The sequence below is a fragment of the Leeuwenhoekiella parthenopeia genome, assembly GCF_020782115.1.
In the GTDB taxonomy this organism is placed as follows: Bacteria; Bacteroidota; Bacteroidia; order Flavobacteriales; family Flavobacteriaceae; genus Leeuwenhoekiella; species Leeuwenhoekiella parthenopeia.
The window spans coordinates 41,307-62,714 of record NZ_JAJGMW010000006.1; the positions used below are offsets into that span (position 1 = coordinate 41,307).

16 protein-coding genes and 3 pseudogenes are annotated in these 21,408 nt (G+C 42.0%); 13 read left to right on the forward strand and 6 right to left on the reverse strand.

What is annotated here, in order from left to right; translation table 11 throughout:
- The first annotated feature begins 58 nt into the window (after positions 1–58).
- Positions 59–1,774, forward strand: a complete 1,716-nt coding sequence (locus LLW17_RS06115) for a SulP family inorganic anion transporter (protein ID WP_228229379.1) — start codon at positions 59–61, stop codon at positions 1,772–1,774.
- A 348-nt stretch (positions 1,775–2,122) separates the two neighbouring features.
- Here the strand turns inward: LLW17_RS06115 and LLW17_RS06120 are convergent, their stop codons facing one another.
- The gene (locus LLW17_RS06120) at positions 2,123–3,076 is read right to left on the reverse strand and encodes a lipid A-modifier LpxR family protein (protein ID WP_228229380.1); all 954 of its coding nucleotides are present in this window, start codon (positions 3,074–3,076) and stop codon (positions 2,123–2,125) included.
- A gap of 114 nt (positions 3,077–3,190) precedes the next feature.
- Here LLW17_RS06120 and LLW17_RS06125 point away from each other — a divergent pair, with 114 nt between their 5' ends.
- The gene (locus tag LLW17_RS06125) at positions 3,191–4,066 is read left to right on the forward strand and encodes a sterol desaturase family protein (protein WP_228229381.1); all 876 of its coding nucleotides are present in this window, start codon (positions 3,191–3,193) and stop codon (positions 4,064–4,066) included.
- A gap of 17 nt (positions 4,067–4,083) precedes the next feature.
- On the opposite strand, the gene LLW17_RS06130 is transcribed toward LLW17_RS06125, so the two are convergent.
- Both LLW17_RS06130 and LLW17_RS06135 read right to left on the reverse strand, forming a co-directional pair.
- Entirely contained in the window at positions 4,084–5,136 is a 1,053-nt protein-coding gene (locus tag LLW17_RS06130) for an aminotransferase class I/II-fold pyridoxal phosphate-dependent enzyme (RefSeq protein ID WP_228229382.1), read from the reverse strand.
- Positions 5,133–6,143 carry a dipeptide epimerase gene (locus LLW17_RS06135; protein WP_228229383.1) on the reverse strand — a complete coding sequence of 337 codons (1,011 nt, stop codon included), beginning with the start codon at positions 6,141–6,143 and terminating at the stop codon, positions 5,133–5,135. Before LLW17_RS06135 ends, LLW17_RS06130 begins: the two co-directional genes overlap by 4 nt.
- A 132-nt stretch (positions 6,144–6,275) precedes the next feature.
- On the opposite strand from LLW17_RS06135, the pseudogene LLW17_RS06140 reads away from it, so the two are divergent.
- Positions 6,276–7,616 (forward strand): annotated as a pseudogene (locus LLW17_RS06140) (MBL fold metallo-hydrolase).
- Positions 7,617–7,621: 5 nt separating this feature from the next.
- On the opposite strand, the gene LLW17_RS06145 reads toward LLW17_RS06140, so the two are convergent.
- Positions 7,622–8,407, reverse strand: a complete 786-nt coding sequence (locus LLW17_RS06145) for a transglutaminase family protein (RefSeq protein ID WP_228229384.1) — start codon at positions 8,405–8,407, stop codon at positions 7,622–7,624.
- Positions 8,408–9,054: 647 nt separating this feature from the next.
- Between LLW17_RS06145 and LLW17_RS06150 the strand changes: the two genes are divergently transcribed.
- Positions 9,055–10,437, forward strand: coding sequence for a cytochrome ubiquinol oxidase subunit I (locus LLW17_RS06150; RefSeq protein WP_228229385.1), 1,383 nt, complete (start codon positions 9,055–9,057; stop codon positions 10,435–10,437).
- Positions 10,438–10,447: 10 nt separating this feature from the next.
- On the forward strand, positions 10,448–11,485 hold the full coding sequence (gene cydB / locus LLW17_RS06155; protein ID WP_228229386.1) for a cytochrome d ubiquinol oxidase subunit II: 1,038 nt from the start codon (positions 10,448–10,450) through the stop codon (positions 11,483–11,485).
- On the opposite strand, the gene LLW17_RS06160 is transcribed toward cydB, so the two are convergent.
- Entirely contained in the window at positions 11,482–11,850 is a 369-nt protein-coding gene (locus tag LLW17_RS06160) for a hypothetical protein (protein WP_228229504.1), read from the reverse strand. The two genes, cydB and LLW17_RS06160, sit on opposite strands and share 4 nt — an antisense overlap.
- A gap of 172 nt (positions 11,851–12,022) precedes the next feature.
- Between LLW17_RS06160 and LLW17_RS06165 the strand changes: the two are divergent.
- The 4 genes and pseudogenes from LLW17_RS06165 to LLW17_RS06180 all read left to right on the forward strand — a co-directional run.
- Positions 12,023–12,691, forward strand: a pseudogene (locus LLW17_RS06165) (tyrosine-type recombinase/integrase); the annotation flags it as partial.
- Positions 12,692–12,756: 65 nt separating this feature from the next.
- A complete protein-coding gene (locus LLW17_RS06170) occupies positions 12,757–13,215 on the forward strand; it encodes a hypothetical protein (RefSeq protein ID WP_228229387.1) in 459 nt (152 codons plus the stop codon).
- Between the two features lie 164 nt (positions 13,216–13,379).
- Positions 13,380–14,648: a chloride channel protein gene (locus LLW17_RS06175; RefSeq protein ID WP_228229388.1), complete on the forward strand. Its 1,269-nt coding sequence runs from the start codon at positions 13,380–13,382 to the stop codon at positions 14,646–14,648.
- A gap of 153 nt (positions 14,649–14,801) precedes the next feature.
- Positions 14,802–15,605, forward strand: a complete 804-nt coding sequence (locus LLW17_RS06180; RefSeq protein WP_228229389.1) for a DUF4241 domain-containing protein — start codon at positions 14,802–14,804, stop codon at positions 15,603–15,605.
- A 95-nt stretch (positions 15,606–15,700) separates the two neighbouring features.
- Here the strand turns inward: LLW17_RS06180 and LLW17_RS19065 are convergent.
- Positions 15,701–17,302: pseudogene (locus tag LLW17_RS19065) on the reverse strand (IS1182 family transposase).
- A gap of 483 nt (positions 17,303–17,785) precedes the next feature.
- Between LLW17_RS19065 and LLW17_RS06195 the strand changes: the two are divergent.
- The 4 genes from LLW17_RS06195 to LLW17_RS06210 all read left to right on the forward strand — a co-directional run bounded on the left by LLW17_RS06195 (position 17,786) and on the right by LLW17_RS06210 (position 21,367).
- Entirely contained in the window at positions 17,786–18,391 is a 606-nt protein-coding gene (locus LLW17_RS06195; protein WP_228229392.1) for a class I SAM-dependent methyltransferase, read from the forward strand.
- Positions 18,392–18,722: 331 nt separating this feature from the next.
- The gene (locus LLW17_RS06200) at positions 18,723–19,301 is read left to right on the forward strand and encodes a YdeI/OmpD-associated family protein (protein WP_228229393.1); all 579 of its coding nucleotides are present in this window, start codon (positions 18,723–18,725) and stop codon (positions 19,299–19,301) included.
- 270 nt (positions 19,302–19,571) lie between these two features.
- A complete protein-coding gene (locus LLW17_RS06205; RefSeq protein WP_228229394.1) occupies positions 19,572–20,531 on the forward strand; it encodes an ion channel in 960 nt (319 codons plus the stop codon).
- Positions 20,532–20,638: 107 nt separating this feature from the next.
- Positions 20,639–21,367, forward strand: a complete 729-nt coding sequence (locus tag LLW17_RS06210) for a phosphatase PAP2 family protein (protein ID WP_228229395.1) — start codon at positions 20,639–20,641, stop codon at positions 21,365–21,367.
- Positions 21,368–21,408: the final 41 nt, after the last annotated feature.

A 21,408-nucleotide genomic window follows, 5' to 3' on the forward strand; every position in this document is an offset into this window, starting at 1 on the left:
TCAGGTTACCGGTCAACAGCCCGGCGTCAGTTAATTTTACAGTCTTAAAAAACGAAATTTGAAAGCTTACTTCCCCATACTCACCTGGCTGCCGCGCTACAAACGCACCTATCTTTCCGGCGATATATCTGCCGGGCTTACGGTAGGCATAATGCTTATTCCGCAGGGTATGGCCTATGCGATGATCGCCGGCCTCCCTCCTGTTTACGGACTTTACGCTGCCCTGATTCCCCAAATCATCTATGCGATTATGGGAACTTCGCGGCAAATCGCAATTGGTCCTGTAGCGATGGACTCGCTTTTGATCGCTTCCGGTCTGGGAGCGCTTTCGATTTCGGGGATTGAGAATTACATCGCGATGGCAATTTTCCTATCCTTATTTATTGGAACGATTCAGGTTTTACTGGGTTTCCTGAAAATGGGGTTTCTGGTCAATTTTCTGTCTCGTCCCGTAATCAGTGGCTTTACCTCGGCCGCAGCACTTATAATCGGGATCAGCCAGCTGAAGCATTTGCTGGGCATTTCCATAAGCAGTAACAAAACCCTGCCCATTCTTAAACAAACTTTTTCGCAGCTAGACCAGATCAATCCGCTGGCAGTGGTAGTAGGTCTCAGCGGAATTGGAATTATGCTCCTGCTCAAACGCATACACAGTCAGATTCCCACAGCGATTGTGGTGGTTATACTGGGGATTGCTTTGGCGTATTTTACGCCTATCACCGATTATGGTCTGCAATTGGTAGGTAAAATCCCTGAAGGGCTTCCCGGGTTTCAGGTGCCTGAAATTCCCTGGTCTGAGCTGGGCCAACTCTTCACTTTGGCGCTGGCTATGGCGCTCATCGCTTTTATGGAAGTGGTTTCTATAGGCAAAGCTCTTGAAGAAAAAGTGAAAACCAGCAGGCTTGTTCCAAATCAGGAGCTTATTGCACTGGGTACCGGCAATATCGTAGGCTCGTTTTTTCAGTGTTATCCTACCACGGCGGGATTTAGCCGTACTGCGGTTAATTTTCAGGCAGGGGCCAAAACTGGCGTGGCGGCATTAATCAGTGCGGCCTTAGTGGGGCTTACCCTACTCTTTCTAACTCCGGTTTTTTACTATTTGCCTAATGCCATCTTGGCTTCAATTATTATGCTGGCGATCACCAGTCTGATCGATTTAAAATATCCGAAAGAACTGTATAAAAATCAAAAAGATGAGTTTGCCCTGCTTATCGTAACCTTCTTGATTACTTTGTTTGTGGGCATCCAGGAAGGAATTATTCTGGGCGTGCTGTTCTCCCTGCTGCTTATGGTGTACCGAACTTCAAAGCCGCATATGGCGGTTTTGGGGCAGATTAAAGGCACCACCTATTTTAAAAACGTCAACCGTTTTGCAACAGATATTATTGAACGTAAGGATATTCTGGTGGTACGCTTTGACGCCCAGTTATTTTTCGGCAATAAAGATTATTTTTACAGCGAGCTCAATAAGCACATTATGAGCAAGGGACCTCAGCTAAAAACCGTAATCATCAATGCTGAAGCCATCAATTATATCGACAGCAGTGCGATTTATATTCTTAAGCATTTGATTTTAGAGCTTCGCGAAAAAGATATCCAACTGATGATTGCAGCCGCAACAGGCCCTACACGGGATATTCTCTTTAAAACCGGAGTGACCGAAATGCTGGGTCCTGAAAATCTGTTTGTTCGTGTAGTTGAAGCGGTAGAGTTTATTGATGGCATACACCCCCGCACCGAAATTGAAGACCGGGTATCGCGGCAGTCGTTTTGAGTTTGGGTTTTCTGTTTTCTGTTTTCTGTTTTCTGTTTTCTTTTTCTAATATCTTAAACAAAAGTTGAATCGTGTAAAGGTTGAATCGTTGAATCGTATTGTTCAAACACTTCTCACCTCTTACTTTTTACTTGCCGGTTTTCCGTTTTTTTAAGCTGTTAAAAATAGTTGAATCGTGAAAAGGTTTAACCGTTGAATCGCATTATTTAAACACTTCTCACCATTTACCACTAACCTTATACTCTTTGTTCTCTGTTCTCTGTTCTCTGTTCTCTGTTCTCTGTTCTTAAATAAACTATCTCTGATTTCATATATAAATACAAAACCCGAACACGGAACTCCGAACCCTTAATTAAACCTGTACGTACCGGCGACGATGATAAAGCGATGCGGTTTGTTGCCTTCGATTTCGCCTTCGGTGTAATTCCATTTCATACCCAGCGTATAGCGTTTACTGGCAAAAAAGAGTCCGATATTCCCGTTAAAAATACTGTGATTCACGAGGTCTTGAGGTACTACTTTCACCCCGTTTGCATCGGCCTTTTCTATGGTGGCATTATAGGCCGAAAAATGCATATTCACCCCGGCTTCGAGGAAAAATTCGGTTTCTCCCCTGCCGAACAAACTTTGCTGCCGGGCTACAGATTGGGAAATGGGCAAAAATTTACCGATACGAAAATTAAGTCCGGCTTCGGCAAAATTAAAGATCGTACCTGCCGAAGCGCGCCCGAGTGCATAGAGACTAAACCAATCCTGAGTAATTAAGTCCTGAGCATATTCCGCACGAATATTAATCCCAAAGGTGTTGGGAATCTGATTCTCCCAATTGTCTACAAAAATGTCTTTCGAAAAATACTCGTGTATAAAATTCTGAATTTCCCCGGCCTGTACCGCCGGTCCCAAAATACCCAGATCGAGCTTAAACTGCACGTAAGACTTTTCAAACGCATAATTGGTCGCAAAATCAAAATAACCCCAGCCTGCATAGGGCTGCCGGGTTCGTACAATTTGAAACGTCCTGGCATAGTCGGGCGTATAAGCCTGTACGTGAGCCCCTATCCCGTGACTGAAGGCTGTTTTCTGCGGGAAAATTTTGGAAAGGAAATTTTCATTTAAGGGCTTCCAATTGAACGCAGCGTGAATGCCGTAGGTATAATGCCAGTCTGTACGCGCCCCAAAAACGGTAAAATCATTATCGTGACCCAGCAGGATTTCGTACCGATAACCCGGGGTTTCCTGAGCTTTTACCACAAAATTAAAAAGCAGGACCGCAATGAAGCATATCCTTTGGCTAAGGTTCATTAGGGGAATCTAAAATAGGGACATAATACCACATTTCTCAAATGCTTCAAAAGCAACATTCAATTTGTAACGCTAGTTACGTAATTCTTTTGAAATGCTTACGACCTTTGTTTTATGAATGACTACTTAAAAATCATCAGCGATTCGTTTACCGGTTACTTCAAGTATCTGGTTGATGAAATCACCAATCCGGGCTGGACCAATTATTTCTACTGGTTGCTGGGGCTTTCGCTATTGGTTTTTACTTTAGAAGTGGTCATTCCCTGGCGGAAGAAGCAGTCGGTTTTCAGGAAAGGATTTTGGCTTGACGCTTTTTACGTAGTGTTCAATTTCTTCCTGTTCTCGCTTATAGGTTACAATGCCCTTTCAAACGTGGGCGTGGCCTTATTCAATGATTTTTTGGGTCTTTTTGGCATCACCAATATCGTAGCTGTTGAGGTAAACACGCTTCCGGTATGGGCGCAATTGCTGCTGATGTTTGTGATCGCCGATTTTATACAATGGAATGTGCACCGACTCTTACACCGGGTGCCCTGGCTGTGGAAGTTTCACCAGATACATCACAGCGTGAAGGAAATGGGTTTTGCTGCGCAGTTTCGCTTCCACTTTGTGGAAACTTTAGTCTATAAAAGCATTCAGTACATTCCGCTGGCGATGATAGGCTTTGGGATCGAACAGTTTTTTGTGGTGCATATGTTTGCCGTATTTGTGGGGCATCTCAATCACGCCAATCTGGACTGGAGTTACGGGAAGCTGGGCTATATTTTCAACAATCCACGGATGCATATCTGGCATCACGCCAAAGAATTGCCCCCGCAGCATCGTTACGGGATGAATTTTGGTCTTACGCTCAGCATCTGGGATTACCTGTTTAAAACCGCTTATGTTCCGCATAGCGGAAAAGACATCGAAATCGGTTTTCACGGAGATGAGCAGTTTCCGGAAGATTTTGCCGGGCAGGTTAAATATCCGTTTTCTTCTAAAAACTAATTTTAGGACCTCCAAAATTAACTCCTAAAATACCCCCTCAACACTCCCAGCAGATGATCCAGGTCTTCACGGGTGTGAAGCGCAGTAATGACAATGCGGGTGAGCCGGTTAGCACCTCCTCCCGCATATTCAAAATCAGTCACAATGATCTGGTGGTCTTTTAAGTAATTAACCAGACGCCTGTCACTGAAATTGAAACCGGCATGGCCCGGATTGAATTGAAAAAATTCCGGGTTTTTCAGATTTTCTAGAAAATAAGATACGTTAGCCTTTAGCTTTTGATGCTGAAGGCTAATGTGTTTTACAGCACTTCCTAAAGTTGCAATCGCAGCAGGGCTGGCCGGACTCGCCCCTGCAAAAACCGGGCGTTGCCGTATTGCTTCCATACCAGCTGAACTGCCCAGAATAAACCCTGAGGGAGTGGCTAGTGCCTTAGCCAGCGAACCGCAAACCAGAAGGTCTTTTGCTCCGAGAGCTTTCAGACTTGCATAGCAGCCGCTTCCCTCCTCGCCCACGACACCTATGCCGTGGGAATCATCTGCAACCAAAATGAGTTGATCTAAAGGCAGACTTTTTAAAAAGGCATAATCGGGAAAATGATCTGATGAAAAAGAGATGCTGTCAAATAACAAAACCGGCGGTTTAGATGTTTTCTTTTTGAGGTAATTGAGAATGGAAAACCGTAAATCTTCAGAGGTTTCAAACTGAAAATCGGAAGCCACTCGCAGCGCCGCATGACTCCCGGGAAAGTGAAATAAATCATAACCCGCACTCCCCAGATAATCCCTTAAAATCTGGCCTGCCATAAACCCCGACGATGTGGTCAAACAGGCTTCGGCACCCGTAAATTGGGCAAGGACCTTTTCGGTTTCTTCGTAAAGACCGAGCTGTACATTACTGTTGCGGGAAGCGCCGTGACTGCTTCCGTAATGCAGAATGTTTTCAGCAAATGTCTTCAGAAAATCGGGATGTGTTTGCAAACCCAGATAGGAAGTTCCGCCAAAATAGCGGTACTCCACACCATCGTGAGTAAACACGCGACCGGGGTTGTGATTCAGCAGAAAACTCATAACAATTCAACTCCGCTGCCGCCGGTTGTCGGAAAAATCACTTTTCCGCCTTCCAGGATTTGAACCCCCGTGGCGATATCTTCTTTCAACAGCATCGCGCCATCCATATCCACATAATCCAGTTGGGGTAGTAATTGAGCAATTGCCGAAATACCCACGGTAGATTCGGTCATGCAACCCACCATTACTTTAAGGCCCAGACTTTTGGCTTCTTTAATCATTCGAAGTGCCGGGGTAAGCCCGCCGCATTTGGTGAGTTTGATATTGATCCCATCAAAATAACCGGCGCAGCGCTTTACATCTTCCTCAACGATACAGCTTTCGTCAGCGATTATAGGCAAAACGCTTTCAGCCTTAAGCGCTTGGAGTCCGTCCCAATCGTCTGCTTTTAAGGGCTGCTCCAAAAATTCAACCCCAAGTTCTTTAAGAGCTTTGGCGTTTTTGATTGCCGTAGCCGCATCCCAGGCGCAGTTGGCATCTACCCGAAAAACCGCATCGGTATGCTTACGGAGTTCGCTTACGATTTGCACATCATCGGGCGTTCCCAGTTTAATTTTATAAATGGGCCAGGGCATTTCCTGCATTTTCTCAAGCATCTTTTCTATGGAAGCCAGGCCAATGGTGTAGTTGGTTATGGGATAGTTTTGGTTAGAAGTTCCCCACAATTCAAAAAGCGGTTTGTGCTGAAGTTTTCCGTACAGGTCGTGAGCCGCAAGGTCCAGGGCGCAAATGGCAAAATTGCTCAGTTTACGTTCCACCAAAAAACTGTGGAAGGCTTCCGGCGTTTCCAAAACAAAGTCTTCAAGTTCCGTGCGAATCGCCTCTATTTCGGCCTGCATACTTTCAAAAGTGATCTGGTAATAGGGATTTGAAGTAGATTCCCCATAACCGGTCTTTCCATCCTGCGAAAGACAAACCACCAGACTGTCCTGAAAATCATGAGATTCACGGGAAATGGTAAACGTATGCTTTAAAGGGAGTTGGTATTTTTTTAAAGTAAGTTGCATAAAGGTTTGCTGTTTGAGCTAAAATTAAGCATATATAGCATTTTACATCGTCCAATACGTGTAAATTCCCTTTGTATCAAAAGTTACAGCCATCCTAACCTAAAGCTTTTAATTTCGTATAAAATTTCAGCTATGCTTATTAAACAATTTGAATATAAACCACTGTCCCATTTCTCCTATGCCATTTTAAGCGAGGGAAAAGTAGCTGTGGTTGATCCGGAGCGTGATCCCGCGCAATACTATGCCTTTGCGGAAGAGCACCATGCGCAGATCGTAGCCGTATTTGAAACCCATCCTCATGCCGATTTCATCAGCAGTCATCTGCAGATACATAAAGAAACCGGTGCAACGATTTATAACAGCGAAAAGACCGGTGCAGATTATACGCATTAACATTTTGATGAAGGTGATCACGTTAAAATGGGAAGCATCGCTTTTACCGCTTTAAATACACCGGGACACAGCCCGGACAGCATTACGATTGTAGCAAAAACGGAAGACGAAACCGCATTATTTACCGGTGACACCCTATTCATTGGGGATGTAGGCCGTCCTGACCTGCGTGAAAAAGCCGGAAACCAGACCGCGAAACGCCGGGATCTGGCCAAAGCGATGTTTCAGACCATAAGCACAAAATTTAAGAATCTGCCCGATGGGGCGATGGTTTATCCTGCCCACGGTGCCGGCTCGCTCTGCGGTAAAGGCATGAGTGCAGATCAAACCAGCAGTACTTTAAGGGAACAGCGGGAAACCAACTGGGCCTTCAAAATGAACGAAGAAGAAGCATTTATCAATCAGTTGCTTGATTCACAACCTTTCATCCCGCATTACTTCGGCTATAACGTAGATCTCAACAAAACAGGGGCCCCTTCCCTGAGAAGCGCTGTAGCCGATATCCCCTTTAATCTGTTTGAAACCGAAGTTAACGGCGATGCTTTGGTTGTTGATACCCGCGATGAAGCCGTTTACAAAAAAGGACACAAGCGCAACAGCATCAACATTATGGCCGGTAAGGAGGCTCATAAGTTTGAAACCTGGCTTGGCGCAATAGTGAAGCCTGAAGAAGAATTCAGCGTGGTGGTTGCTAATGCTGCTGCAGCTCACGAGGTTTTAGACCGAATTGCTAAAATAGGTTACGAAACTCAGGTAAAGCGGGTTATCACTCTGCAGGAACCTACCGGAGTACGCTCTTCCAAACTGGATTTGGACGCCTTTAAAGCCGACCCGGAAGCCTATACCGTAGTTGACATCAGAAACCGCAGCGAGACCGAAGCCGGAACATTCTTTGATCACGCGCTTACCATCCCCCTTCACGAATTGCGGGAACGTAGCGGCGAAGTCCCTACTGATAAACCCATCGTGGTGCATTGTGCGGGCGGATACCGCAGTGCGACCGGGAGCAGCGTGCTCGAGACTGCTTTAGCTCAGGCTAGGGTCTATGATCTGGGCGACGCGGTAAAAGACTTTCAGTAGGATTACTATCCCAGTTTTTCAACCCAAACCTGCTGATCAATCGGGAAAACAGAAGGCCCAAATTGGTTAAAAACGGCAACATCTGCAGCATCTTTACCCAACCCGAGAATGACATAACCACCGGTCGAGCCCATTTGCGTGGCATCAAAAGTGTACCAACGGTTTCCGACGTAGGCTTCAAACCAGGCGTGCATATCCATAGGCTGTAAATTGTAAAGGTAACCTACCACAATCCGGGCAGGAATACTGAGACTTCGGCATAGGGCTATGCCCAAATGAGCGAGGTCCCTGCACACCCCGTATCCATTAGTGTTGACCTGAATTGCTGATAAAGGCTCATTGTTGCTGCCGGGTATGTATTTGATATTAGACCGCAACCAGTTTGTAATCGCAGCTACCTGATTGTATCCCAAGATCTCACCCTGCGTGATAGACACCGCCAGTTCGTTAAAACAATCAGACTCGCAATACCTGCTCGGCAATAAGTAACTCAATACCGAATCGGGTAAATTCTGAATTTCTACAAACTCAGCTCCATAAGCCTCATCTGTATAATCTGATGTTACTACTACAGAGGATGTTTTGATCGAGAACATACCGCAGGGAGCAGTTAAACGTTGACAAAGATTGCCGTAATCATCTGTAAATTCATAAACCGGCGTGCCCGGGTCGATCTCATATTCCTGTTGTTCTACCCACTGCTGGCTTCCGCTACGCGGTCTCAACATTAAAATAAACGGTGTGGGCGTGGCAATCTCAAATTTTAAATTGCAACCTGTTCTTAGACGCATAGGTAAAAATTAAAGCCGGATTAGTAAGCATTGGTTCGGTTTTTAAATCGATATAAATCAGTACTAATTTCGAATAAAAGCGGTGCTTTAGGAAGGTAAATCCAACTAATTTTAAATAATTAGCACATTCCTTAAAAGCTGACTTTTAATTGAATAAAAGACAGAAAATAGCGTTTAGTCTACAACATGTTCATGTTTTGTTTGGTTGTTCTTCCAATCCCAACTTCTACATCTGTTATGGTAATTCAACCTAAACACATTTTTCAATTTATAAATCTCCTTTTCATGACAAGGTGTTCTTATTTATTTACCGCGCACCAGTACTTCAGCAGGTTTATGGTAAACTACCGGAAAAGGAAACGCCAGCGATTCATTTTTTACGATTTGCAGGTTATCAAACAGCCGAAAACAAACGTTTTTATTCCGGTTTTATTTTCATTTTAAAATGAAAGACATTTAACAGTAAAAGCCTTGTTTTTGCTGGGCTTATAAAGCTTTTGGGTCGTAAATTTACTCGTGAATTAAGGCGGAATAAATCTGGCTTTGATTCGAAAAACTAAAAATGCCTTCGGGCCTGCCCAAAGGTAGTTTTGCATATTAAACTGGCTGCATTTTTAATCCTTTCGCAGCTGCGAAAACTGTAAAAGATGGATACCGAATTACTTGCCCGAATCCAGTTTGCCTTTACCATTGCCTTTCATTACATCTATCCGCCTCTTAGCATCGGGATTGGCCTGTTGATGGTCTTTTTTGAAAGTATGTTTATCAAAACCAAAAAAGAGCAGTATCACATTCTGGCCAAATTCTGGACTAAAATCTTTGCGCTTACTTTTGGTATTGGGGTGGTTACCGGAATTGTGATGGAGTTTGAATTTGGTACCAACTGGGCGACCTACTCGCGCTATGTGGGTGATGTTTTTGGCAGCGCACTGGCAGCTGAAGGAATTTTTGCTTTTGCCCTCGAAAGCGGTTTTCTGGGCGTGTTGCTTTTTGGCTGGAACCGCGTTAAGCCCTGGGTACATCTGCTATCAACCATTGGGGTATTTCTGGGATCTATGTTTAGCGCGATCTGGATCGTGGTGGCAAACAGCTGGCAGCAAACCCCGGCGGGCTATCACATTGTGGGTGAAGGCCTGAATGCCCGTGCTGAGATCACCGATTTTTGGGCGATGGTTTTCAATCCGTCTAGTGTAGAGCGCATCATACACGTTTGGCTCGGTGCCTTTTTAGCAGGCGCGTTTTTGATACTGAGTGTTCACGCCTATTATATTTTAAAGGGGCGTTATGTGGCGATCTCCAAAAAAGCCTTTAAAATCACCCTGATTGTGGCCACGATAACTTCCCTTGGGCAGCTGGTTGCCGGTCACGCGAGTGCAGACGGGGTTGCCAAAAATCAGCCCGCAAAGCTTGCTGCGCTTGAGGGACATTTTGAAACGGAAGCTCCGGCAGATCTATATCTTTTCGGCTGGGTAGATAAGGAAAAACAGGAAGTTACCGGCCTGGCGATACCCGGCGGACTTTCCTTTTTAATAGATCAGAACTTTGAAACGCCGGTAACCGGGCTTAATGCCTTCCCTGAAGAAGATCGCCCTTCGCAAATTAACGCGGTGTTTCAGTTTTACCATCTTATGATTGCCATTGGCATGTTTTTGATAGCCTTGAGTCTTTATGGCTGTTATTTATTGTGGCGCAAAAAGCTGTTTCAAAAGCGCTGGTTGTTGTGGGTGTTTGTGTTTACCGCCCTGCTTCCGCAGATTGCCAATCAGGTAGGCTGGTTTGCCGCCGAAATGGGCAGACAGCCCTGGGTGGTTTACGGCCTGCTGCGCACAGATCAGGCTTTTTCGCAGGCGGTGTCAGCCAACCAGATTTTGTTTTCGCTGATCCTGTTTATGTTGGTGTACAGCCTGTTGTTTGTGCTGTTTGTGTACCTGCTGAACAAAAAAATAAAGCATGGCCCTTATGAGGAGTCTGAGGAAGATGACGATAACCGCCCGCTCACTAAAGAAATTTCACAAGCAGTAACCGGTTAAAACACAGATTATGGAAACATTTTTAGGATTAGACTACCCCACCTGTTGGTTTCTGGTTGTAGGCGGACTTTTTTCGGGCTATGCCATTTTAGACGGTTTCGATTTTGGCGCGGGTGCCTGGCATCTGTTTTTTAAAAAGGAACAAAGCCGGCGTATCGCGCTCAATGCCGTGGGGCCGGTTTGGGATGGTAATGAAGTTTGGCTGGTGATTGGCGGCGGGGCGCTCTTTGCGGGTTTTCCGGTGATGTATGCCACCCTGTTTTCGTCGCTTTATGTACCCTTTATGCTGTTTTTGGTATTTATCATATTCCGGGCGATTGCTATTGAATTTCGTGGTAAAGAACCGATGTTGTGGTGGCGCAGACTTTGGGATGTGTGTTACAGCATTTCGAGCATTATGCTGGCGTTTTTATTGGGAGTCGTTTTAGGCAATGTGCTTCAGGGAATCGCCATAGGTCCCAATTTTGAGTACGCGGGATCGGGCTTTTTTGAATTTTTAAATCCGTATGCGCTGATGACCGGTGTTACGACTTTGACACTATTTATGGCGCATGGTGCCATTTATTTACTGCTAAAGACCGAAGGCCGACTTTTTGCCAAGCTTACCTATCTGCTCAAGAAAGGCATGATCTTCTTTATGGTAAGTTTTGCCATTACCAGCCTGTATACACTATTGTACATTCCGCATCTGTCTGATGATTTTAAGAGCAATCCCGCGCTGTTTATCATGCCCCTGCTCACCTTTATGAGTATCGCCAATGTACCGCGCCTCGCCAGCAAGCGCAATTATAAAATGGCGTTTTTCTTCTCCTCACTTACGGTAAGCCTGCTTATGGTTCTGGTGGCCATAGAATTATATCCCAACCTGCTGTTTTCAACTCTGGACCCTAAATACAGTCTGGATATTTACGAGGCGGCTTCGTCCGATAAATCGCTGGGCATTATGTTGCTGTTTGTAGCTATTGGCGGTCCGCTTGTGCTGGGCTATACTTTTTTTGTCTACCGAACCTTTAGAGGCAAGGTGCAACTGGATGATCACAGCTATTAACGCATATACTCCTGCCACGCTACGATAAGGTATTTTTCCTTTCCGTTTTTCTTAAGGTCTAGAAAGCCGTAGTCGTAAACAAAGAGATAGACATCGCCCTGCGTGTTTTTCCAGTAGTGGGTAAAAAACCTGGGATTGAAGCCTTCGCTTTGTAATTCTATTTTGGCAAGCGTAGTATAGCCGCTGCGGTTATGCGCCTTAAGAATCTTTCGGTTTAGTTTGAGCTGGCGGTCAACTTCCAAAAAGAAAACGTCTTTTTCCCGGCGCTTTTCGTATTGCTGAATAGACTTGCATTTAATCGAACAGAATTTTTTATCGGTGCGCCCTTTTAAAGGTTTTTCTTCTTTAGTTTTCTTTTTCTTCAGTATAGCAAGAAGGCACCGTTAAAAATTTTTGAAGCCTTGGAGAAAATTTAGGGGCCTTATTGCGGTTTTGCCTGATAAGGCAAAAATACCTAAGAAAAAGTGTCCTTTCTTTTGGTTCGTTTTCTTTGGACAAGCAAAGAAAATGAACAGAATAAACTATAGGAACTTGGCCTATTTACAGCGTCTTATTTCGCGTAAAAAATCAAACTCTTACGTAAACCAAAGCATTAATGCGATCAAGTTTTATTATGAGGTGGTTTTGGGAATGCCCAATCGCTTTTATGAACTGGAACGCCCCAGAAAGGAATACAAACTTCCTGAGGTCGTATCGAAACAGGAAATTCTTTCCCTAATCGCACACACTAACAATATTAAACATAAGTGTATAATAGCGCTTTTATATGGTTCCGGGTTAAGACGCAGTGAGTTGTTAAATCTAAAAATTGAAGATATAGACAGTAAGCGGATGCTCGTTAAAATTAGGCAAGCCAAAGGCAATAAAGACCGATTGAGTATTTTATCTCAAAATGCGTTACTGGATTTACGCACGTATTACAAACAATTTAAGCCGAAAGAATATCTTTTTGAAGGTCAAAACGGCGGGCAATACAGCGGTCAGGCAGTAGTAAAGATTATTAAAAATGCCGCCAAAAAAGCAAAAATCACTACCAAAGTTACCCCTCATACATTAAGGCATAGCTTTGCTACGCACCTGCTGGAAGCCGGTGTAGATTTAAGACAAATACAGGTTTTATTGGGGCATCAATCAACTAAAACTACTGAAATCTACACGCACGTAGCAACAAATACTTTTAAAACAATTAAAAATCCATTAGATTAGTGCTTGATAAAACAGATATAACACAACCAGTTGTGTTATACGTACGTTGTGTGCAATTTGAGAAAATGAAAAAACTATTAACATTTACATTTCTGATTTTACTATTCAGTTGCGAATCAAAAGTTAACGGAATTTTTTATATCTCAAACGGAAGTCAAGAACAAACTGAAATTCCTTTGCGATTGATAGTGGATAATGACACAATATTTGACCAAAATGCTAAATACACAAATATTGCACCTGACTTACAATACATTGAAAACAAAAAGCTGACTAAAGGAAAACACGAAATTATTTTTGAGGTTGCAAATTCTGATTTGAAACGAACAGAAAACGTGGAATTTGAAAAAGATAAATGGATTTTTCTATCGTATGAATTTAAAAAACCTGCTGATTCAATAAGAAAAGCTGAATTGGACAAAAGTTTTGGCGGAATAAAGGACTCGACAAACTTATTTCTGTATAACGGACGAAAACCAAGTCTGACTTTTCACATAATGGAAAATGAACCAATACATCAATAAAAAACTGCACACAACAATGTATAACCGCAATTACGGCGGATTCGACTGCGTCCGAATCCACTCGGAATTGCTAACGTCAGTGCTAAACCGAAAATTAACGCATATTAACCCGTAACTGACGGTTATACAAACCGTTGTATGCCATATAAAACAGAAACGAAACAGTGAAATTAAAACGAAGGAGAAAATTAGTAACATACTTAAATATTTTAGACCAACCTGTCCGATTTAACCCATTCGTTTTCAGTCGGACTTTTTTATTATGGGCTATACTTGGATTAATTGGAGGAATAATTGCAGGAATTTATTGGATTGGACTTGAGTTTCTGACTCATCAATTAGCTTTTTTTAATGGTTGGCAAGTAATTCCTGTAATGGCAATTTGCGGACTATTAGCAGGCTTGGTAATTCACTTCATTGGAGACCCAGGAGAAATACATTTAATCGTAAACAACATTCGGTTCAACAAAGGAAAACTTGACCCTAAAAACAATCCATCTATGGTTCTCTCCTCATTACTGTGTGTTGCGTCAGGAGGAAGCCTTGGACCCGAAGCACCATTAGTTCAAGTGACAGGCTCAACAGGAACTTGGTTAGGTAAATTATTAAGACTTAAAGGAGAAGAATTACGGTCATTAAGTATCGCAGGAATGGCTTCAGGATTCACAGCATTATTTGGTGCTCCTTTGGGTGGTAGTTTGTTTTCATTGGAAATTTTGCACCACAAACACGCAGTAGAGTATTACAAAGCTATTATTCCTGCATTTGTTGCAAGTTGTTTTAGTTACTTGGTGTTTGCATTAATCATTCATTTGGGACTTGGCCCAATATGGGACTTATCAGCTTATGAATACTCAGGTATTTTTGATTTTGGTTATGCAGTTCTATTTGCAGTAGTTGGAGCTACTTTTGGGTGGGCTTTTATTTTTTGCACCAAATTTTTTAAATCATTATTTGAGAAAAAACCAATTCCCATTTATTTCAAAACGCTGATTGGAGGAATTTTACTTGGAGTAATTGCATTCTACTTTCCAATAACAAGATACTTTGGACATCACGAAATTAACGAACTGCTTTCAGGGAATTTCCCATTGACTTTATTGTTTGCTATTTTAATTTTCAAAATTATAGCCATTTCAATAACAGTTACATCAGGTTGGAGAGGTGGATTTATCATTCCTTTGTTTTTTGTAGGAGCAACATTAGGACTTATTATTCATCAACTTTTTCCTGTAATAAATTTGACATTAGCGATAGTTAGCTGTATGGCGGCAATTAACGCCTGTGTAACTCGAACACCAATGAGTACAACAATTTTACTTGCAACATTGACAGGGTTTGGACATTTTATCCCAATCTTATTCGCAAGTTTAACAGGTTATTTTTTAGCACCAAGAATACCTTTTATTGGCTCACAAATGGAAAAAGAATAAAAATACGGCATACAACAATGTATATAAAAAATTAGGCGGAACAGTACTGAATTTAAGGATTTTAGCTCGTATCAAAATTTATGCTTAACCGAAAGTTTAGTGCTTCGTAATCGCCTACTTTTCATATACTAACCGTTGCCATTAATTTTGAGAATGAAAAATCTAATAATAATTTGTCTTTTGATTTCAAGTGTTACAGCTTGTAATTCTCAACAGAAAAATAACAAAGAGAAAGACCAAGAAATGTTCAATATATTCAAAAAGAAAAAACAGAATAAGGAAGAAATACTATCTCACGCAGATTACAACAAACTTTTTGACAATGACTCAATCGAAGGAATGCCGATTACAGTAATTGATATCGGAAAACTGAAAGTACCTACTGGAAAAATTGTTGTTTGTGACCCACTTGTAACACCAGATATGCAACCTCTAAATCGAGAAGTAAAAAGTGGAGAATATCCAATCAAAATTTATGAAGTTAAAACAGAAAATTCTGGAGACAGATATGCAATAGCCCAATTGGAATTTAATAATCTACGAGCTGAAAAATGGGTATTAGCCGTTCGAGATGGAGAGGATATCAATGAATTGACTGAAGAAGGAGACTTTTTCGGATTTCCTGTTGACGCTGGATTGGGTGGTTTTTTTGACATTCAAGCTGGAGTGGAATATTTGAAATTTCAAGACGACTTTATGAAGTCAAATCCTAATGGGAATATTTATGACGACTTTTTTGCAATGGAATTTAAGAAAAGTGCAAAAGACCAAAATGACCCAAACGACTATGGGAATTGGGTGAATTTTAAACTTCCGAATTCTGACTTAAATATCACAATGTTTCAATCAGGTTACGGTGATGGAATGTATCCAGCATATTGGGGAATTGACAAAAATGGAGAAATAACATCATTGGTAATTGACTTTTTTGTTGTCCTTTTACCAGATGATGAATAATAAAAAACTAATGGCAACATTGGTAACCGTTGCACAAGTCCATAATTTCTAAAAAAATCAATCTATTTAAACTGTTTTTAAGCGGTTTTCTAGTTTTAGACCGTTGATAAACATTGGAAGTTAATGTGCGTTAGAGTTGATGTAAATGCTTGTTCTACGGTCGTTTTTACTCTAAAATACAAGCCGAGCATCCCTGCCCCGCTTTTGGTGCGCTTTTCAATAAACTTCAGGTACTTTTTAATGTTGTAGGCAATGGCAGCAAGCTGCATACACTTGTTGGCCTGCTTTAATCCTATGGTATTTACCTTTCTTAACCCCATAAACTGAGTCAAGGTGCCAAAAACAGGTTCTACCGTGCTTTGGCGCTTAGCTTTCATATACCGGCCCTGTGTGCTTTCTACCCGGGCTATGTTACGCTGGTATTCTGCCCGGTAATAGGTGACGCTAAACTTTTTCTCCTGAGCACTTTTACCCAGACAGCTGCTGCGTATGGGGCAATCCATACACACATGTTTGCGGGCTCGGTATTCCTTCTTGCGGGTATCCGTTCTGTAATCGTTGAACTCCTTGGTAAACGGGATTATTTTGCCCTGTGGGCATAGGTAATGATCTTTATTTTCAACATACTCAAAGCCTTCGGGACCGCCTTTAAAGGTACCGTGAGCAGGTATAAAACTCTGGATTCTCTGACGCTCTAAAAATGCATAGTTTTCACCGGAGCTGTAGCCCGTGTCTGCAACACAGTTCTCCCAGACCAGACCCTGCTGCCACAGACGCCGCTTTACACGCTTAACAATATCGGGAAGTTGCTGGTTATCCTTACCGTCTGCGTGATAAGCTTTAATGTCGGTGATCACATGATGACCCGTATCTACACTTAGCTGGCTCAGGTAATTGAGTTTTCTAGCCTTGCCCGGTTTCACACTAATACGAGCGTCAGGGTCAGTAGGACTATAGTGGGTTTTATTGCTGGTGTATTTACTGCCTTTGTTACCAGCGCCGGGTCGCTGGTCACTTCGGCTAGCGCTCAGCACAGGCCTGATCTTTGCTCCAACGCTTGTTGCGGGTAGTTATAGCTTTTAACTCCTGCTCATTAGCGGTTATGCTGCGCTGGTCGTTATTTGATTTATCCTCTTTGCTTTTGCGAAAAGGCTGCTCTTTATCCATCGACTGATGTGACGAACCCTGCGCAGGTGAGACTCCAGTTCTTCCTCAGGCACTTTAAGTTCCAGAGTGTCCATCGAAGCGTTGGCCTTTACCGGGGCGCTGTCAATAGCCTGGGTATGACCGCTCACCATACCTGCTTCTACACAAAGAATGAATACTTTGGTAAAAACCGATTCAAACACCTCTTCCGGGAACAACTGCCGCGTTCGGCTGATGGTAGAATGCCAGGGTAATTCTTCATCAATATCATAGCCTATAAAATACAGGATATCAAGTCGCATACTGCAGTGCTCGATAAGCTTGCGGTCGCTGATGATGTTTTCTAAATAACCCACCAGACAGAGTTTAAAAAACACCACCGGATCAATACTCTTCTGACCACTGCTACCGTAAAAGTCCCGGGTGAGTTGATAGAGAAAATCAAGGCTCAATGCTTCCTTTAGACGCCGGTAGAAGTTGGTAACCGGTACCCGCTCACTCAACTGAAAACTGTTGAAAAGCTGCTCTTGATATACTTTCTTTCCTTGCATACCATGAAATTACAACTCAATTGTAAATTACAGGTAAACCGTATGTTAGCTTTTTGCTAACTTGTGCAACAGGCACAATGGCTATCAGTAATTGCTTGTTCTCACCTACCTATGAAAATCCTCGCGGATTTTCAGTTTGGTGTGTACTTGCAAAAGTTAGTACTAACCCACGCAACTACTCATAGCCGAGACGTTATGTGCAATTAAAAAACGACACTAAAATTTAAAAGTAACAACAATGACTGAAGTATTTATTACGAACTTTGAAAATCAAAATCAAGCGGACAAAGTTGCGAACTCTATTCTTAGCAACTATTCAGATATAAAAATCAACACCGACTTGAATGAAACAGAATTACCCTTTCATTGCAGACACACTATTTTGAGAATTGAAGGAGAAAATTTCAACTCTGACGAAATAAATAGCACCGTAAATAGATTACGAATTAAATGCCAAGTCTTAGAAGATAAAATCTGCTTATAATGGCTGAGTTTTGGGAAGAGGCATTTAAAGACAAAAAAGAAATGTGGGGTTCAAAACCTGCAAAATCCACCATCTTGACAAGTGACTTTTTTGTTGAAAAGAATTTACAAAACATTCTAATTCCAGGGATCGGATATGGTCGGAATGCTAAAACTTTCATAGATAATGGAATATCAGTAACAGGAATTGAAATTTCACAAACCGCAATTGATTTAGCTCACGAACATTTTGACAATAACTTAACAATTCATCACGGGTCGGTAACAGAAATGCCGTTTGACGACAAATTATATGACGGAATATATTGTTACGGACTAATTTACTTATTGGATAAAGACGAAAGGAAAAAACTAATTCAAGACTGTTTTAACCAGTTGACAGAAAACGGATATATGGTTTTTACAGCTATCACAAAAGATGCTAAAACTTACGGACAAGGAACACCGATAAGTAAAAACCGTTTTGAAATGTTTGGCGGTGTTAAAATTTTCTTCTACGACAAAGAAACCATAGAGAAGGAATTTGGCGAATTTGGATTATTTGAAACTACGGAGGTGATTGAAAACTATCCTTTTCATTTAATAAAATGTACGAAACGGAAATAAAAGCCCATAACAAAGATAACCGCTGCACAAGTCCATAGTTTCTAAAAAATCGATCTATTTAAACCTCCCGAATCCTCGGGATTAAGCGGTTTTCTAGTTTTAGACCGTTGATAAACATTGGAAGTTAACGTGCGCTAGCATTGATTTAAATCCTTCTTTAAAAAAAAAACAGAAAGCAAAAGCCAGTTTATTATCATTCATAACCCCAATAACTACATCCCAAAGCGTGGGGATACTGCTTTCAAAGTAACCTGAAATTACCAAGACTGCGTGTTACTCTAAAAAATACGATTTTCGAAGCTTAAATTGCTCCCTGCCTTAATCCTGTAAAATGATAAAAACAGAAAATTTCGATAAAGTTGAAATTACTTCTCAGGAAGAACTGAGGTCATGGCTAATGAAAAATCACGCTCAACCTGATAGTGTTTGGCTGATCACTTATAAAAAAAATGAACCCGCTAAATACGTTACAAGGTGGGATGTGCTTGATGAATTAATCTGTTTTGGATGGATTGATGGAATCAGGCGTAAGCTGGATGCTCATAAAACGATGCAGTTAATTTCCCAAAGAAAAGTGGAGCATTGGGCAAAAACGTATAAAGAAAGGGCAGCTAAATTAATACGTGAGGGAAAAATGCACGAATCAGGATTAAAAGCTATCGAAATTTCAAAATCAAATGGACTTTGGCATTTTATGGACGATGTTGATAATTTAGTTATTCCGGAAGACCTGCACGAGGAACTCTCAAAAAACGATGGAGCTTTAGGATTTTTCAATTCGATCAACCCTTCGAGTAAAAGATTTGCATTAAGGTGGATTAAACTTGCTAAAACTGAAAAAACAAGAACTAATCGAATCTTGAAACTTGTTGAACTTTCGGCAAAAGGAGAAAAGTTGCCGGGAAGTTAATAAACAAAACCTCAGCCGGCAGTACTGAGCTTTTTACAAACCCTTACTTCTTAGAAATCAGGCTTATTTAAACCTCCGAAAGCGCAGAATTGAGCAGCCTTTTCGTTTATGAACTGTAAATCAACTCTTCACTAACTGCTCTTATGCCTTTTTCTAATATTGTTTTGAGTTTCCAAAACATGACCCGCATTCTTTACCCATTTTGGCTGGAACGCCCTAATTTTCAAATAAAAATTTTAGCCCTATTTTAGTGCGATTAAAAGCCAAGGTATGTCTGCAATGCAACCCCCGGAAACGTATAAAAAACAGGAATACAACGACTTTGGTCTGGGCGAAAAAGCCACTTCCGGCCATTACCGCGTGCTTAAAAAGGATGGTTCTTTCAATATTCACAAAGACAATATCCCTTTTTTAGAAAGACTTAATTTTTTCCATGCTCTGGTTACCATGTCCTGGCCGCGCTTTTTGCTGCTTGTAGGCCTCACCTATTTCTGTACCAACCTCCTCTTTGCCTCGATTTATGTTGGCATCGGTACCGAAAATTTAACCGGAATAAATGGCATCACCCCATTTGAGCGTTTTACCGAAGCTTTCTTTTTCAGTGCACAAACCATAACAACTTTAGGCTATGGGCAGGTGGCTCCATTGGGTATTCTGGCCAATGTAGTTGCCGCTACAGAGTCTATGTTGGGGCTATTGGGTTTTGCTCTGGCTACCGGTCTGGTTTACGGTCGCTTCTCAAAACCGGCTGCAAAACTTAAATACAGCGAGCACGCCGTAGTTGCGCCTTACAAAGACATCAACGGCTTTATGTTTCGGGTGGCAAATCCGCACGGGAATCAATTGCTTGAGATTGAAGCCCAAGTTTCCCTCTCTATTTTGCGTGAGAATTCAAGCCTGCGCGATTTCTATGAGCTCGAACTGGAACGCTCTAAGGTGGTATTTTTACCTGCCGTCTGGACTATTGTTCATCCCATTTCAGGAGACAGCCCCTTCTTAAAATTTAAAAAGCAGGAACTCGCTATGGGTGACATCGAGATCATTGTAGTCATTAAAGCTTTTGACGAAAGCTTCTCGCAATCAGTCTATTCCCGCTCTTCGTATAAGTTTGATGAAATCAAATGGGGAGAGAAATTCGTGTATTTAATGGCTCACAAAAACGGAAGGATTTCAGTAGATCTGAGTGGCCTTAGCAGGTCTGAAACTGCAGAACTCAATACCACTTCGTAGCCTGATCAAATTTCAAAATCGTAAAACTTAAGATAAAATTAAACCTATAGCATTCTAAAATTGGTATTTTCATCCGCTTAATGCTTCCGGCTGTTTAGATTGTGTCTATGAGAAATTCGTTACTTCAGTTTATTTACAAATTAGGCAGGCTGCTGCGCGATAAATTTCATCAGTACAACCCCGGTCTTCCCTACCTCATTACGATTCTTGTGGCTTTGGTCATTGTTGTTTTGTGCATCAACCTGTTTATCGAGCTTACCGATACGCTGGAGTCTGATACCCTAAACGCCTGGGATTCGCGCGTTACCGAATTTGTTCTCTCTTACCGTAACCCTGCACTTACCAATTATTTCATTATCGTCACAGATATTGGCGACCTGTACGGTTACCTCTCTATTCTGGTAATCGCCACAATCTTATCGTATTTTGTTTTTAAGCAATGGAAGTATGTTTTGCAAATTGTTCTGGTACTTGCCCTGGCTTCGATCTCAAACGTGATTTTAAAACGCTTTATAGACCGCGCACGCCCCGGTATAGAACATTTGGTTACGGTAGAAACGCTAAGCTATCCCAGCGGGCACGCGATGAGCGCAATGGCGTTTTACGGCTTTCTTATCTATCTGGTTACCCGTTTTAGGATGAACACGTTTTTAAAAGCACTCTGCATTACTGCCCTGGTGCTTTTTATTCTCAGCATCGGTATCAGCCGAATTTATCTGGGTGTGCATTTTCCTTCAGACATCGCCGGTGGCTTTATCGCCGGTTTTATCTGGGTAATTTTCTGTATTCTGCTTTTTAATGTAATCGAATTATTCCGCAGGGATCCTAAAACATAAGCTTTTAAAATAGCTACTTAGTATAGCTGATAAGTTGAAAG

Excerpts from the sequence above, each read along its gene's own strand:
- LLW17_RS06130 (WP_228229382.1), bottom strand. The coding sequence starts at position 5,136 with ATGAGTTTTCTGCTGAATCACAACCCCGGTCGCGTGTTTACTCACGAT.
- LLW17_RS06120 (WP_228229380.1), bottom strand. The coding sequence starts at position 3,076 with ATGAACCTTAGCCAAAGGATATGCTTCATTGCGGTCCTGCTTTTTAAT.
- LLW17_RS06180 (WP_228229389.1), top strand. The coding sequence starts at position 14,802 with ATGAAAAATCTAATAATAATTTGTCTTTTGATTTCAAGTGTTACAGCT.
- cydB (WP_228229386.1), top strand. The coding sequence starts at position 10,448 with ATGGAAACATTTTTAGGATTAGACTACCCCACCTGTTGGTTTCTGGTT.
- LLW17_RS06200 (WP_228229393.1), top strand. The coding sequence starts at position 18,723 with ATGATAAAAACAGAAAATTTCGATAAAGTTGAAATTACTTCTCAGGAA.
- LLW17_RS06195 (WP_228229392.1), top strand. The coding sequence starts at position 17,786 with ATGGCTGAGTTTTGGGAAGAGGCATTTAAAGACAAAAAAGAAATGTGG.
- LLW17_RS06145 (WP_228229384.1), bottom strand. The coding sequence starts at position 8,407 with ATGCGTCTAAGAACAGGTTGCAATTTAAAATTTGAGATTGCCACGCCC.
- LLW17_RS06210 (WP_228229395.1), top strand. The coding sequence starts at position 20,639 with ATGAGAAATTCGTTACTTCAGTTTATTTACAAATTAGGCAGGCTGCTG.
- LLW17_RS06205 (WP_228229394.1), top strand. The coding sequence starts at position 19,572 with ATGTCTGCAATGCAACCCCCGGAAACGTATAAAAAACAGGAATACAAC.
- LLW17_RS06135 (WP_228229383.1), bottom strand. The coding sequence starts at position 6,143 with ATGCAACTTACTTTAAAAAAATACCAACTCCCTTTAAAGCATACGTTT.
- LLW17_RS06150 (WP_228229385.1), top strand. The coding sequence starts at position 9,055 with ATGGATACCGAATTACTTGCCCGAATCCAGTTTGCCTTTACCATTGCC.
- LLW17_RS06170 (WP_228229387.1), top strand. The coding sequence starts at position 12,757 with ATGAAAAAACTATTAACATTTACATTTCTGATTTTACTATTCAGTTGC.
- LLW17_RS06125 (WP_228229381.1), top strand. The coding sequence starts at position 3,191 with ATGAATGACTACTTAAAAATCATCAGCGATTCGTTTACCGGTTACTTC.